This window comes from Roseateles sp. GW821-FHT03B02 (genome assembly GCF_059421025.1).
Genome location: NZ_JBWKUV010000006.1, coordinates 171,515 through 184,417, shown reverse-complemented (window position 1 = coordinate 184,417; position 12,903 = coordinate 171,515). Strand labels below are relative to the sequence as shown.

Sequence of the window (12,903 nt, the reverse complement as noted above, 5' to 3'; positions counted from 1 at the left end):
GATGCTTCGCGTAGATGACAGAGACGAAGAAGCCGACCCCCGACCGCCTGGTCTTCGCCAAGAACTTGAAGCGCGCTCGCCTTATCCGCGGCTTGTCGCAAGACGTGCTCGGCTATGAGGCTGGATTGAGCCGAACCTTTGTCAGCGACGTGGAACGGGCAGCTCGCAATCTCTCAATCGACAGCATGAGCAGGCTGGCAGCAGCGCTGAGCGTCCCGCTGCGCGACCTCGTCGATCCGGAGAGGTTCTCGGACCCGCTCGATAACGCCTGATATGGCCGCTCGCTGTCAAACATGTCGATAGCGAACGCAAGCGGCCTGCGGACATGCGGCGCAAAGTCTGCTGTGGCGATGGATCAGACTGATATCCGCGGGTTGGTCAGAGAGCTGCCCCGCATCGCCGCAGGCCACTTGCGTTCGTTCAGTTCAAAGTAGGCGTGGCTTGACAAGCGATCGGCCATACGAAGCCCGCAAGCCGGCGCAGCCAGGGAGCTCCGCCCGCCCCTATTCTTATCATCAATCTTGTCATAAACTTATCAGCTCGACAAGATTAGCCCTTAATCTTGTCGTCATGACGAAATTAAGCGCCAAATCTTCTCGGATGACGAGATTGACAAGATTCCCTTCCGAATGACCGCCCCGCCCCTGCCTCCCCGTCACGGGGCATTGCTGCGCCTAGTTCTGGCCGCAACGGCTCCAGTACAGCCTGCTGCACTGGAGCAAGCCCTCCAGGCATCTCGGCCCACCATCAACCGGGCCTTGCGAGACCTCCTGGCTTCTGGCTTTCTGGAGAAGCTGGGTGACGGCCGGTCTACCCGTTACGTGGCCACAGTTGCGGCCAAGGCTGCGCTGAGCGTCTTGCCTCCAGCCACGCCCACGCCGGGGCTTGGGCTGCTGCAGTGGTCGCCGGCTGCCCTACCTTTGGTGGAAGCGCTTCGCGCGCCTTTGGGAACTCGCACCCCCGTAGGCTACGAAAGCAGTTTTGTGGACGACTACATCCCGAACCAGTCCAGCTTGCTGCCACCGCAGCTGGCCACAGACTTGTTCAATGCAGGCCGTAGCCGAGACCAGCAGCCGGCAGGAACCTATGCCCGAGAGGTTCTGGAACAGCTCCTCATCGACCTGTCTTGGTCGTCAGCTCGCCTGGAGGGCAACAACAAGAGCTTGCTCGACACCAAGGTCCTGTTCGAGCTCGGGGAGCAGTCAGGCCCCCTCGATGAAGACGCCCTGATGCTGCTCAACCATAAGAACGCCATCGAGTTCATGGTCGACGCTGTGCCGACAGAGGGCATCACGATGCCAGTCATCGTCGACTTACAGGCGAAGCTGATGAAGGACCTCCTGAAGGACGCGCGGGACATTGGCAGCATCCGTCGGCGCGTGGTGAACATCGACGGCTCCGTCTATACCCCGAGCAACATCCCCACACTCCTGGAAGAGACGCTGAAGTCCATCATCGACAAGGTCCGGCGCATTCGAAACCCAGTGGAGGCGGCATTCTTCCTTTGGGTCAACGTGGCTTACCTGCAGCCCTTTGAGGATGGCAACAAGCGCACGAGTCGCCTGAGCGCCAACATGCCGCTCATGCTGTACAACTGCGCGCCCTTGTCCTTCTTGGACGTCGAGCGCACGGACTATGCGACAGCCATGCTCGGTATCTACGAACAGCGCAACGTCGCCGCAGCAGTCGAGCTGTTTGAATTCATTTACCGTCGCTCGATTCAGAAGTACAGCGTGCTGCGAGCGTCCCTGGCCGTTCCCGACCCGCTTCGAGCCCGGTATCGACAGGGCCTGAATGAGCTAATGCAGCTCGTCGTCTTTTACGGTCGAACACTGGATGACGCATTTTCGGAGGTGCCCGTCGACGCCGCTGACCTGGCGGCGTTGCGCTCCATTGCGAACACCGAACTGGACCACCTGGAGCAGTACAACTGTGCCCGCTATAACCTCGCGCGAGGGGTGACACAGAGATGGATTGTCGCCGGACGGCCCAGGTAACCTGCCAATTTGAGGCAGTCTGACGACCACAGTCTCCGGGCGCGAGCCGTCGCTGCGACCCAAAGCGCCAAGAGGAAAGGCCGCACCCAAGGGATGCGGCCTCCAATCAGGCGGTCTGAAGGGCCCCCGCGAGGCCCCTGGTCCATCAACAGTTAAGCCACCGGCTAGCCCGACAGGGCCCGTTTTCTTGATGCTCCGCAGGCGGCCCGCTCCGTTCAGGGCGGCAGCACGGCCAGCCAGGCCGGGACCTGCTTCTTCCAGCCGCTCTTGTTCGGATGGATTTCGTTGACCCAGTCGCCGCTTTCGCCCTTTGCGTCGGGATCGGCCGGGCTGAGCAGGCCTGTCGTCTTGACAGGGAAGACGCCGACCCGGCCGGTGGCCCATCCCTCGACAGTCTTCTGGATGTCCGCGAAGAGCCCATCGGTCAGGCTTTTCCACAGGCCCGGATCGATGCCGTTCTTCTGGTAGGCCGTGTAGAGCCAGGGACCCGAGAAATCACGAAACGCCGGGGCATCGCGCGCCACCGGCGTGTCGTAGCAGTTCAGGTACAGCGGGGTGTTCGCGTTCTTCTGGTTGTGGCGCAGCGCCTGATAGATCGCGTCGAAGTTCTTGTTGAGATAGGCCACCAGATCCTTGAGCGCGTCCTGCCGGACACATTCGTAGCCGTTGGCCGGCACCGGCTTGTTGCGCATGTCGTGCAGCAGCCCCATGCCGGCCGGCACGTCGCGCGCCGCATCGATGAAGTCGTTGCCTCCGGCGCTGAGCAGGATGCCGCTGTACTCGTCCTGGTCCAGCCACCAGATGAAGTCGTCGCTCATCATGTCCGTGATGCGCGTCAGCGTGTGGCCTGACGTGGCGATGTTGACGATGAGGTTGGTGCGCCCGAGATTGTTGTATTCGCGGGCCAGGTATTCCGGCAGCGAGCCCTGGTTCCAGGCGCTGGCGTCCATCCACGAATCCCCCTCCGCGAGGAACTTGCGCTGGAAGGGGCCGTATCTGTCCGCCTCCTCGGGCTTGACTCTGTAGCGAATCCCTTTGATGGCAACCGAGGTCATGGCGTCTCCTGGCGTCACAGGCGCGGACCCTGGGCAAAGCCGGGGTCGGGCGCGACACCGAAATGTGCACCCGGCGGCGTCCGACGGAATCCACAGCACTGTGGAGATTCCTCCCGGCTGCCCCGAGGCAAAAACGGGGCCTGTCCAGGCCCCGTCCGTTTCAGCGATCCGTGTCGCTCACCACTGCAGCTTCAGCGTGTAGGCACCCGTGCCGCTGTAGCGCAGCACCTGCACGTACAGCGTCACCGAGCCCGAGCCTCCGTTGGCATAGCTCGCGCTGTCGACCTGGCCGGCCGCCTTCTCGCTGCTGGCCAGCGTCGTGCCGGCGCTGTTCTTGATGTAGAGGTCGAAGTCGTTGCTGCTGCTGCCCATGGTCAGCGTCGCGGCCAGCGTCTTGCCGGCCGGCAGCGTCACCTTGAAGTAGTCGGTGTCGCTTGTCGAGCTGATCGAGCCGGCCACGATGGCGGGCGACGTCACGGCATTGGCCGTGGCGATGCTGCCGTTGGACTCGGTCTCGTTGACCGTCGGCAGCGTCGTGCCGCTGATGGCCGTGACGGCGGCGGCGGCGTCCAGGATGCCGGCACCGCAGCCAGAGCAGCTGCCCGGGAAGGCACGGGCACTGCTGACGAGGGCGGCCTTGATCTGGTCGGGCGTGGCCGTGGGCTTGGCGCTCATCATCAGGGCGACGACGCCGGCCACATGGGGCGTGGCCATCGAGGTGCCCTGGTAATAGGCGTAGCTGTCGGCGCCCGGCGACGTGGTGCCGGCGTTCAGCGTGCTCAGGATGCCGTTGCTGCTGCTCGAACGCACGTCACCGCCCGGCGCGGCGAGCGTCACGATGGCACCGTAGTTCGAGTAGTAGGCGCGCGCACCGTTGCGGTCCGTGGCTGCGACGGCGATGACGCCGGAGCAGTTGGCCGGGTTGGAGTTGCTGGCGTTCTGGTTCTCGTTGCCGGCGGCCACGACGACGGTCGTGCCGCGCGAGCGGGCGCTGTTGATGGCGTTCTGGGACGTCGTGTCGCAGGCCCCGCCACCGCCCAGAGACATGTTGATGACCTTGGCGGGCGTGGCGTTGGCGGGCAGGCCCGAGACCGTGCCGCCCGACGCCCAGACCATGCCGTCAGCGATGTCCGAGGTGTAGCCGCCGCACTTGCCCAGCACGCGCACCGGCTGCACCTTGGCGTTGAACGCGATGCCGGCCACGCCGGTGGCATTGTTGGTCTTGGCAGCGATGGTGCCGGCCACATGGGTGCCGTGCCAGCTGGAGTTGCTGGCCGGCTGGCCGGTGCCGCATTCGCCGGCGGCCACCCAGTCGCCCGGGTCGCTCGGATCGCTGTCACGCGCCGTGCCGTCGTTGGAGACGGCGGTGTCGTTGATCATGTCGTAGCCGGCGACGATCTGGCCGGACAGGTCGGCGTGCGGGCGGTAGCCCGTGTCGATGACGGCGACGACGACGCCCGTGCCCGTCGCCAGGTCCCAGGCCGCCGGGGCGCGAATGCCGCCGGTCGTCTCGTAGAGGTCCCATTGCGAGCCGTAGCTCGTGTCGTTGGGCGCGAACATCGGGTACATCTTGCGGTCAGGTTCCGCGTAGGCGATGTTGGCGTCGGCCGCCTTGAGCTGGTTGGCCAGGCTCTGCATCTCGCCGTGCGAGAGGGACTTGTCGAGCTTGTAGATGTGGGCGCCGGTGCCCATCTGGCGCAGCAGGCGGGCCTTGGCGCCGCGCACGGCCAGCGCCGCGTTCACGGCGCTCAGGCGGGCGTCGAGCGCCGAGGCGGATACACCGACCGCGCGCAGCACGGTGGCGTCCTTGGCGTCGGCCATGGAGGCGTCGCGGTAGCTGACGATGAGGCGGTCGGTGCTGGCAGCACGCGGGGCCACGCTGGCCAGGCCCTGGTCGACCTGGGCGTTGGACACGCCCGCCTGACCCGCACCCGCCGTCAGCAGGCCACAGGCCAGGGCGAGCAGGGTTCTCTTGTTGGAAAAAGCAAAACTCATTTGGTGGTTCCGAAAAGTCACCGTGGCGGACGGCGTGCCGGCTCGGCCTGCGGGATCTCCGCGTGGAGCGCCACTGGTTTTTCAGTTCGCCGGCAGGACTCTTTACCCAACAACCCAACGTCCGCGGCCGACATGGCGCCATCCGAAGCGGCGCGCAGTGTGTCCGCGGCGCGAAGTCAGGCTTGTCACCCACCGCAGTGACGGAAGTAACCCGAGCGGGGAACCCCCGATGACAGCACCCGTGACGAGTGGCATCCGCACGCTCAAACGCACGCGCGGCGGCCTGCGCAATTCAACCGGCGTTTTCAGCGTGTCGTCGCATGCCACCGGCAACTCATCGCTTGCGGCTTGGGTCCGTTCGACCGCGCGCCTAGCCTGAGCACAGGTCGACGCGTTTTGCGCCACCTGCCCCAGAACCCCGACAGGAGCTTGTCATGTCCACCCGCTACTCGATTGCCCAGCGCACACCCCTGCTCAACAGCCTGTTCGCCGGCATCGCCTGCGCCGCCGCACTGACCCTCACCGCCGGCCCGGCCCTGGCCGCTCCCGGCGACCTCGAACGCGTCGAAATCAGCGGCCGCGTCGTCGAGGCCCCCGTGCGCTACGACCTGCGCGCCGGCTGCGCGGCCATCGACACGCAGCTGCAGGACGCGCTGCAGACCACCTGGGAACGCGAGCGCCGCGTCGGCCAGGTGAAGGTGCAGATCGTCATGGACGGCGGCGACATCACCGCCGTCAGCGCCAGCGGCATCTCCAACGCCGTGGAGCGCTCCGTGCGCCAGGCGATCAATGGCCTGGACTGCGGCCAGCAGGTCGCATCGTCAGGCCCGCAGATCTACCGCTTCCGCGTCGACTTCATCGACCCCGACGACCGCCGCCAGCAGATGGCCGGCTTCACGCGCGCGGGCTACCGGCTGGCGCTGCTGAAGGACTGAGCCAGGGCCTCGTCCACACGTGCCAGCGGCAGCCTCAAGCGGGCTGCCGCATCGGCGGGCGCATCGCGCTGCGCGGCGGCCCAGACGGGCGCCGGGAAGTGACTGTCCCAGTCGAAGCGCGCGATGACATGCCAGTGCAGGTGCGGCACGACATTGCCCAGCGTGGCGAGATTGACCTTGGTCGGCACGAGCAAAGACCTCAAGGTCCGCTCGATCTCGGTGACAGCTTCCATGCAGGCGTGTCTATCCGTGACCGGGAGGTCGCTGAACTCGGCGACATGGTCGGACCAGATGAGCCGGTAGAAGGCCGGGAAACGGCGTGCCTCGTCGCCCTCGACGACGCGCACGACGCGGAACTTCGGGGTGCGCGCGACGACGAGGCCGCCGTCGGCCGTGCAGAGCGGGCAATTCATGTCATCGGTCTCCGAGTACCCAGCCCAGCGACAGCACATAGCGGCTGCCGCCTTCGACGCGCGTCACGCTGTGCTCGCAGGCGTCGGGGCGGAAGAACTTGATGCGCCGGCTCTGCCAGATCGGCGTTGCGCAGACGAAGTCGCCGCCACGCGGCGAAGCCTTCACGACGACGTTGAGCCGGTAGTGGCGCCCGGCCTGCACCGGATCGGTATGCGGCGGGATCGAACTGCCCTCGGGGTAGCGGATCAGGTAGCTGTCGAAGGGCAAGGGCCAGCGTGCCGTGAGCAGCAGCATCTTGTCGTAGCCACTGCCCTGGCGCCCGCGCTGCCACCGCAAGGCGGTGCGCAGGTACCCGGCCAGTGTCACACCAGCACCCGCTCGATGCCGCCGTTGTTGGCCTTGGCCACGTAGTCGGGCATCCAGTTCTCGCCAAGGATCTGGCGCGCCATCTCGACGACGATGTAGTCGGCTTCGAGAAGGCCGTTCTGCAGGTCGTCGCCGTAGCGGGTCAGGCCCTGCAGGCAGCTCGGGCAGGAGGTCAGGATCTTCAGGTTTTCGTTGGCGCCGACCTTGCCACTCTCGCGCAGCGCGGCCTCGGTCTTGCGCAACTCCTCTTCCTTGCGGAAGCGCACCTGCGTCGAGATGTCGGGGCGCGTCACACCGAGGGTGCCGCTCTCGCCGCAGCAGCGCTCGTTCTTGACGACGTTCTCGCCGACCAGCGCCTTCACGGTCTTCATCGGCTCCTGCTGCTTCATCGGCGAGTGGCAGGGGTCGTGGTACAGGTAGCTGGTCTTGGAGCCGAGCGTGATGCCCTTCTCCAGCAGGTACTCGTGGATGTCGATGATGCGGCAGCCGGGGAAGATGTCCTCGAACTTGTAGCCCTGCAGCTGGTCGTAGCAGGTGCCGCAGCTCACCACGACGGTCTTGATGTCGAGGTAGTTCAGCGTGTTGGCGACGCGGTGGAAGAGCACCCGGTTGTCGGTGATCATCTTCTCGGCCTTGTCGAACTGGCCCGAGCCGCGCTGCGGGTAGCCGCAGCACAGATAGCCCGGCGGCAGCACCGTCTGCACGCCGGCATGCCAGAGCATGGCCTGCGTGGCCAGGCCCACCTGGCTGAACAGGCGCTCCGAGCCGCACCCGGGGAAATAGAACACGGCCTCCGTCTCGCTCGCGCTCTCGGGCGGGCGGATGATGGGCACGTAGTTCTTGTCCTCGATGTCCAGCAGCGCCCGGGCCGTCTTCTTGGGCAGGCCGCCCGGCAGCTTCTTGTTGATGAAGTGGATGACCTGTTCCTTGATGGGCGCCGCACCGACGGTGGCGCGGGGCGCTGCCGTCTGCTTGCGGCCGGCGGGCTTGAACAGGTCCACCGCCAGGCGCTGGGCCTTGAAGCCGATGCCCACCATGGCCGTGCGGGCCAGCTTGATGGTCTCGGGGTTGGTCGCGTTCAGCATGAACATGGCCGCCGCGTTGCCGGGGCGCCAGGTCTTCTGGCCCATCTTGCGCAACAGGTTGCGCATGTTCATCGTCACGTCGCCGAAGTCGATCTTGACCGGGCACGGCGTGAGGCACTTGTGGCAGACCGTGCAGTGGTCGGCCACGTCCTCGAACTCCTGCCAGTGCTTGATCGACACGCCGCGGCGCGTCTGCTCCTCGTAGAGGAAGGCCTCGACCAGCAGGGAGGTGGCAAGAATCTTGTTGCGCGGGCTGTAGAGCAGGTTGGCGCGCGGCACATGCGTGGCGCAGACCGGCTTGCACTTGCCGCAGCGCAGGCAGTCCTTGACCGAATTGGCGATCTCGCCAATGTCGCTCTGCTGCATGATCAGCGACTCGTGGCCCATCAGGCCGAAGGACGGCGTGTAGGCGTTGCGCAGATCGGCCGGCAGCGCGGCGTCCTTGAGCAGCTTGCCCTTGTTGAAGCGGCCCTCGGGATCGACGCGCTTCTTGTAGGCCGTGAAGTTGGCGAGCTCGTCGTCGCTGAGGAACTCGATCTTGGTGATGCCGATGCCGTGCTCGCCGGAGATCACACCGTCCAGCGACCGCGCCAGCACCATGATCCGCGCCACGGCCTCGTGGGCCGTCTGCAGCATCTCGTAGTTGTCGCTGTTGACGGGGATGTTGGTGTGCACATTGCCGTCGCCGGCATGCATGTGCAGGGCCACCCAGACCCGCCCGCGCAGCACCTCCTTGTGGATGCGGCGGCACTCGGCCAGCAGCGGCTCGAAGGCTGCGCCGCTGAAGATGGACTGCAGGGGCTTGAGGATCTGCACCTTCCACGAGGCGCGCAGCTCGTGCGTCTGCAGTCCCTCGAAGAAGCCGGTGTCCAGGCCGTCCAGCCACTGCCGCCAAAGCCCCCCCACCTCGCGCAGCAGCACCAGCGCCTGCTGCACACGGTCTTCCAGCAGTTCGGCGCTCGGGATCTCGCCGGCGTCGTCGCTCTTGCCCAGCGGCAGCCTGCCGGCCGCGAACAGCGCCTGCAGCGCCGTCACCAGGGCCAGCTTGTTGCGCAGGGAGAGCTCGATGTTGATGCGCTCGATGCCCAGCGTGTACTCGCCCATGCGGTGCAGCGGGATCACGACGTCCTCGTTCACCTTGAACGCGTTGGTGTGCTTGCTGATGGCCGCGGTGCGCTTGCGGTCCAGCCAGAACTTCTTGCGCGCATCGGCGCTGACGGCGATGAAGCCTTCGCCCGAGCGGCCGTTGGCCAGGCGCACCACCTCGCTGGTCGCGCGCGCCACAGCGTCGGCGTCATCGCCGACGATGTCGCCCACCAGCACCATCTTGGGCAGGCCGCCACGCTTGCTCTTGGTGGCGTAGCCCACCGCCTTCAGGTAACGGTCGTCCAGGTGCTCCAGGCCGGCCAACAAAACACCGGTGTCAGCGATCGAGAACATGTAGTCCTTGATGTCGACGATGCTGGGCACGCAGTCCCTGGGGTTGCCGAAGAACTCGAGGCAGACGGTGCGGGTGTGCGCCGGCATGCGGTGCACGATCCAGCGCGCGCTGGTGATGAGGCCGTCGCAGCCTTCCTTCTGGATGCCCGGCAGGCCGGCGAGGAATTTGTCCGTCACGTCCTTGCCCAGGCCCTCCTTGCGGAAGACGCGGCCGGGGATGTTGAGAACCTCGGTCTTTTCAAGCTTGGTGCCCGAGGCGTCGAAGTAGCGCAGCTCGAAGCTCGCCACCTCGACGTCGTGGATCTTGCCGAGGTTGTGGTTGAGGCGGATCACCTCCAGCCACTTGGCCTCGGGCGTCACCATCTTCCAGCTGGCCAGGTTGTCCAGCGCCGTGCCCCACAGCACGGCCTTCTTGCCGCCGGCGTTCATGGCCACGTTGCCGCCGATGCAGCTGGCCTCGGCCGAGGTCGGGTCAACCGCGAAGACGAAGCCGTTGGCCTCGGCCATGTCGGCCACGCGCTGCGTGACGACGCCGGCCTCGCTGAAGATGGTCGGCACCTCGCGGTCCAGGCCCGGCAGGCGCAGCATCTCGACACCACGCAGCGCTTCCAGCTTCTCGGTGTTGATGACGGCGCTGTTCCACACCAGCGGCACCGCGCCACCGGTGTAGCCGGTGCCGCCGCCGCGCGGGATGACGGTCAGGCCCAGCTCGAAGCAGGCGCCCACCAGCCCGGCCATCTCGGCCTCGGTGTCAGGCGTCAGCACGACGAAGGGGTATTCCACGCGCCAGTCGGTCGCGTCGGTCACGTGGGACACGCGCGAGAGGCCGTCGAACTTGATGTTGTCCTTGGCCGTGTGCCGCGCCAGCGTCTTGGCGGCACGCTTGCGAAGGCTGCCGACGCTGTCGAAGAACTTGGCGAACTCCGTCACGGCGCCGCGTGCGGCTTCCAGCAGCTCGCCAACGGCGGCGTCGCGCTGCGGGTCGCTCGCCGGGTCGCGGCGCTTTTGCACCTCGCCCAGGCGGTGGTGCAGGGCCTCGATCAGCAGGGCGCGGCGCTTGGGGTTGTCCAGCAGGTCGTCCTGCAGGTAGGGGTTGCGCTGCACCACCCAGATGTCGCCCAGCACCTCGTAGAGCATGCGCGCGGATCGACCCGTGCGCCGCTCCAGCCGCAGTTGATCCAGCAGCTGCCAGGCTCGGGAGCCCAGCAGGCGGATGACGATCTCGCGGTCGGAGAACGACGTGTAGTTGTAGGGAATCTCGCGCAGGCGCGGCGCGTCGGTGTCGGCTGCTTCAGCGGCAGCCGGCGCCAGGGGATGCGGGGCATTCATAGAGGGGACGAATTATCGCAGCGGGGTATTTCCCCTCAGAATCCGGTGAATGCAGCCCTGGCCTTATCCCCTCTGGCTCGCCCACCGCGGCGCCGGCAAGCTCGCCCCGGAGAACACGCTGGCCGCGTTCAGGCTGGGCAGCAGTTTTGGCTTCCGAGCCTTCGAATGTGACGTCAAGCTCAGTCAGGACGGCGAAGCCTTTTTGCTGCATGACGACACCCTGGAGCGCACCACCAGCGGCCAGGGCTCGCCGGCGGTGCAGCACTGGGCGGGCCTGGCCCGGCTCGACGCCGGCAGCTGGCACAGCCCGGCCTATGCCGCGGAGCCCCTGCCCCGCTTCGCGCAGATCGCCGCCTTCTGCCAGGCCAACGGCTGCGCGCTGAACGTGGAGATCAAGCCCTGCCCCGGCGAGGAGGCCCGCACCGGTGCCGCCGTGGCGCGCGAGGCCGCACGGCTGTGGGCGGGTGCCCTGCCCCCGCTGCTGAGCAGCTTCAAGCCCGAGGCCCTGGCGGCGGCGCGCGACGCCGAACCCGCCCTGCCCCGCGGCCTGCTGCTGGATGAGCTCTGGGATGGTTGGGCCGAGGCGGCCGAGTCCCTGGGCGTCGTCGCCGTCATCACGAACTGGCGGCTGATGGACCGCAGCCTGATCGAGCGCCTGCACGCCCGCGGCTGGCGCGCGCTGGTCTACACGGTCAACGACGCGGCGGTGGCCGATCGGCTGATGGCCGACGGCATCGACGGGATCATCACGGACGCCGTGGATCGGCTGGGCCCGGGCTGAGCCTGCCTCGCGGCGGGCCTCGACGCCTGCGCTCCTCGCCTACTTGAGCGACAGTGCCACGGCCTCCTCCACGACTCTGGGCAGCGGGGTACTCAGGATCTGCTGGTCGAGCGGCCGGCGTCGGCTGTCGGCCATCTGTTCGCACAGCGTTGCCCGGGCCCGTCCGAAGTAGCGTGCCACCGACGCGGCCGGACAAAGCTCGAGCTTGACGGCCAGGCCCGCAACCAGGGCCCGAGCGCGCGGGCCTGCCGCCGGGTCGGTCTCTGGCTGGGCGAGCTTGCAGGCGACCCAGGCCTCGAGCAGGCGCAGCGCGCCGTCTATCCCGTGGGGGTGGGCGGCCGCGACCAGGGCCGCCGTGCATGCCTTGACCTCACGCGCCATGCGTGACTTCGGGCCCAGGCAGCCGACGGCCAGGCACAGCCCATGGGCCAGCTCCCACGCGACGGATTCCTCCGCCGAGGGGCGACGCACGATGAAGGCATGCAGCGTCCGTCGTGCCTGCGGCACGGTCCCGCCGAACAAGCCCAGCAAGGCGCGTGAATCGAACCCATCGGATAGCGCGAGTCCCAGCGCGATGCGCACAGCCGCATGGACGTAGTACGTCGGCCGCCGGCACAGCCCGGCCGTCACCGGGCGCCAGGCGAGCATCCGGATCTCGGCCCTGAGTTCGCTGACCGTCTCGATCCGATGCGCGCGATAGCGGTCGACGAAGACCGGACCGCGTGTGCCCTGGGTCTCCCGGACCCAGCGCGAAACGATGCTCGCGACCTCCCTGTCCATCGCGCCCGGGCTGTCCCCGGGCGGCAGCATCGACACCACATGCATCTCCGTCGGCGTCAGGAGATAGTCCAGCAGGGTCCGGCCATGCCGTCCATGGGCCTGCAGCAGGCGCCCCCGGATCCGCCTGATCAGCAACGGGTCCGCCAGGAGGTTGCGGCCCATCGCCGCCTGCCAGCAGATGTGCCAGGTCGTCGACAGTGCGCTGGGCGCCATGGCGTGCTCCATGACTCCATGACGATTCGGCGCGCAAAAACCTCAATGCCGGCGAACGACCCTCACAACAAACGTTCGGTCAGGGACGCGCCACGGGACGGCTGTATCCGCTGTCCGGCACCGCGACGGCGCGCCCCGGCGCGCCGGATGCCGTCGACGCTCCGAACGAATGAAGCGCGGCTGCGCCAGCTCCGCGTGGTCCGCCGCGTCGCTTCCCGCCCATGAACCTCGAGCGCGTCGGAAAACCGAACGCCTCAATTCATCGGAGATTTTGATTGCGGCGCAGGCGTGGTGACCGCTAACTTTTGCTGGCCTGACGCATGCCGCGGCAGGCGATTCCGACCTCAACCTACTGAAGGAGAACGTCATGAACGAAGCACTGGAACTGGAGATCGTCGAGCTGGGCGACGCCAAGGAAGAGACCAAGGGCTCGGCCTTTGGCCTGCTCACCGAGGAAGACCCGGTCCTGACCCGGCGCGAGATCTGATCGCTTGAGCGATCAGCGGGCGTGCG

11 protein-coding genes are annotated in these 12,903 nt (G+C 67.0%); 5 read left to right on the top strand and 6 right to left on the bottom strand.

Annotated elements, in window-relative coordinates; all coding sequences use genetic code 11:
- Positions 1-14 precede the first annotated feature (14 nt).
- Positions 15-272, top strand: a complete 258-nt coding sequence (locus tag AC07VX_RS17515; RefSeq protein ID WP_493165629.1) for a helix-turn-helix domain-containing protein — start codon at positions 15-17, stop codon at positions 270-272.
- Positions 273-629: 357 nt separating this feature from the next.
- Positions 630-1,997 (top strand): Fic family protein, encoded by a 1,368-nt coding sequence (locus tag AC07VX_RS17510; protein WP_493165630.1) that lies wholly within the window; start codon positions 630-632, stop codon positions 1,995-1,997.
- A 215-nt stretch (positions 1,998-2,212) separates the two neighbouring features.
- Here the strand turns inward: AC07VX_RS17510 and AC07VX_RS17505 are convergent, their stop codons facing one another.
- Both AC07VX_RS17505 and AC07VX_RS17500 read right to left on the bottom strand, forming a co-directional pair.
- Positions 2,213-3,052, bottom strand: a complete 840-nt coding sequence (locus tag AC07VX_RS17505; protein WP_493165631.1) for a hypothetical protein — start codon at positions 3,050-3,052, stop codon at positions 2,213-2,215.
- A gap of 177 nt (positions 3,053-3,229) precedes the next feature.
- The gene (locus AC07VX_RS17500) at positions 3,230-5,047 is read right to left on the bottom strand and encodes a S8 family peptidase (RefSeq protein WP_493165632.1); all 1,818 of its coding nucleotides are present in this window, start codon (positions 5,045-5,047) and stop codon (positions 3,230-3,232) included.
- A 434-nt stretch (positions 5,048-5,481) separates the two neighbouring features.
- Between AC07VX_RS17500 and AC07VX_RS17495 the strand changes: the two genes are divergently transcribed.
- Positions 5,482-5,982 (top strand): hypothetical protein, encoded by a 501-nt coding sequence (locus AC07VX_RS17495; RefSeq protein ID WP_493165633.1) that lies wholly within the window; start codon positions 5,482-5,484, stop codon positions 5,980-5,982.
- On the opposite strand, the gene AC07VX_RS17490 is transcribed toward AC07VX_RS17495, so the two are convergent.
- The 3 genes from AC07VX_RS17490 to AC07VX_RS17480 are packed head-to-tail and all read right to left on the bottom strand — an operon-like array spanning position 5,955 to position 10,616.
- The gene (locus AC07VX_RS17490) at positions 5,955-6,395 is read right to left on the bottom strand and encodes an HIT family protein (protein WP_493165634.1); all 441 of its coding nucleotides are present in this window, start codon (positions 6,393-6,395) and stop codon (positions 5,955-5,957) included. The genes AC07VX_RS17495 and AC07VX_RS17490 overlap by 28 nt on opposite strands.
- A gap of 1 nt (position 6,396) precedes the next feature.
- Entirely contained in the window at positions 6,397-6,762 is a 366-nt protein-coding gene (locus AC07VX_RS17485; protein WP_493165635.1) for a 2OG-Fe(II) oxygenase, read from the bottom strand.
- The gene (locus tag AC07VX_RS17480; RefSeq protein ID WP_493165636.1) at positions 6,759-10,616 is read right to left on the bottom strand and encodes a DUF3683 domain-containing protein; all 3,858 of its coding nucleotides are present in this window, start codon (positions 10,614-10,616) and stop codon (positions 6,759-6,761) included. The genes AC07VX_RS17485 and AC07VX_RS17480 overlap by 4 nt, the downstream gene beginning before the upstream one ends.
- A 49-nt stretch (positions 10,617-10,665) precedes the next feature.
- Between AC07VX_RS17480 and ugpQ the strand changes: the two genes are divergently transcribed.
- Positions 10,666-11,397, top strand: a complete 732-nt coding sequence (gene ugpQ, locus AC07VX_RS17475) for a glycerophosphodiester phosphodiesterase (protein WP_493165637.1) — start codon at positions 10,666-10,668, stop codon at positions 11,395-11,397.
- A gap of 39 nt (positions 11,398-11,436) precedes the next feature.
- Here the strand turns inward: ugpQ and AC07VX_RS17470 are convergent, their stop codons facing one another.
- Positions 11,437-12,402, bottom strand: coding sequence for a transposase (locus AC07VX_RS17470; protein WP_493165638.1), 966 nt, complete (start codon positions 12,400-12,402; stop codon positions 11,437-11,439).
- Positions 12,403-12,757: 355 nt separating this feature from the next.
- Between AC07VX_RS17470 and AC07VX_RS17465 the strand changes: the two genes are divergently transcribed.
- Complete coding sequence (locus AC07VX_RS17465) at positions 12,758-12,877, top strand: rubrivinodin family lasso peptide (protein WP_493165639.1); 120 nt, start codon at positions 12,758-12,760, stop codon at positions 12,875-12,877.
- Positions 12,878-12,903 lie beyond the last annotated feature (26 nt).

Bases quoted from the DNA above. Each gene is read 5' to 3' on its own strand.
- AC07VX_RS17515 (WP_493165629.1), top strand. From the start codon at position 15: ATGACAGAGACGAAGAAGCCGACCCCCGACCGCCTGGTCTTCGCCAAG.
- AC07VX_RS17500 (WP_493165632.1), bottom strand. From the start codon at position 5,047: ATGAGTTTTGCTTTTTCCAACAAGAGAACCCTGCTCGCCCTGGCCTGT.
- AC07VX_RS17495 (WP_493165633.1), top strand. From the start codon at position 5,482: ATGTCCACCCGCTACTCGATTGCCCAGCGCACACCCCTGCTCAACAGC.
- AC07VX_RS17470 (WP_493165638.1), bottom strand. From the start codon at position 12,402: ATGGAGCACGCCATGGCGCCCAGCGCACTGTCGACGACCTGGCACATC.
- ugpQ (WP_493165637.1), top strand. From the start codon at position 10,666: ATGCAGCCCTGGCCTTATCCCCTCTGGCTCGCCCACCGCGGCGCCGGC.
- AC07VX_RS17480 (WP_493165636.1), bottom strand. From the start codon at position 10,616: ATGAATGCCCCGCATCCCCTGGCGCCGGCTGCCGCTGAAGCAGCCGAC.
- AC07VX_RS17490 (WP_493165634.1), bottom strand. From the start codon at position 6,395: ATGAATTGCCCGCTCTGCACGGCCGACGGCGGCCTCGTCGTCGCGCGC.
- AC07VX_RS17510 (WP_493165630.1), top strand. From the start codon at position 630: ATGACCGCCCCGCCCCTGCCTCCCCGTCACGGGGCATTGCTGCGCCTA.
- AC07VX_RS17465 (WP_493165639.1), top strand. From the start codon at position 12,758: ATGAACGAAGCACTGGAACTGGAGATCGTCGAGCTGGGCGACGCCAAG.
- AC07VX_RS17505 (WP_493165631.1), bottom strand. From the start codon at position 3,052: ATGACCTCGGTTGCCATCAAAGGGATTCGCTACAGAGTCAAGCCCGAG.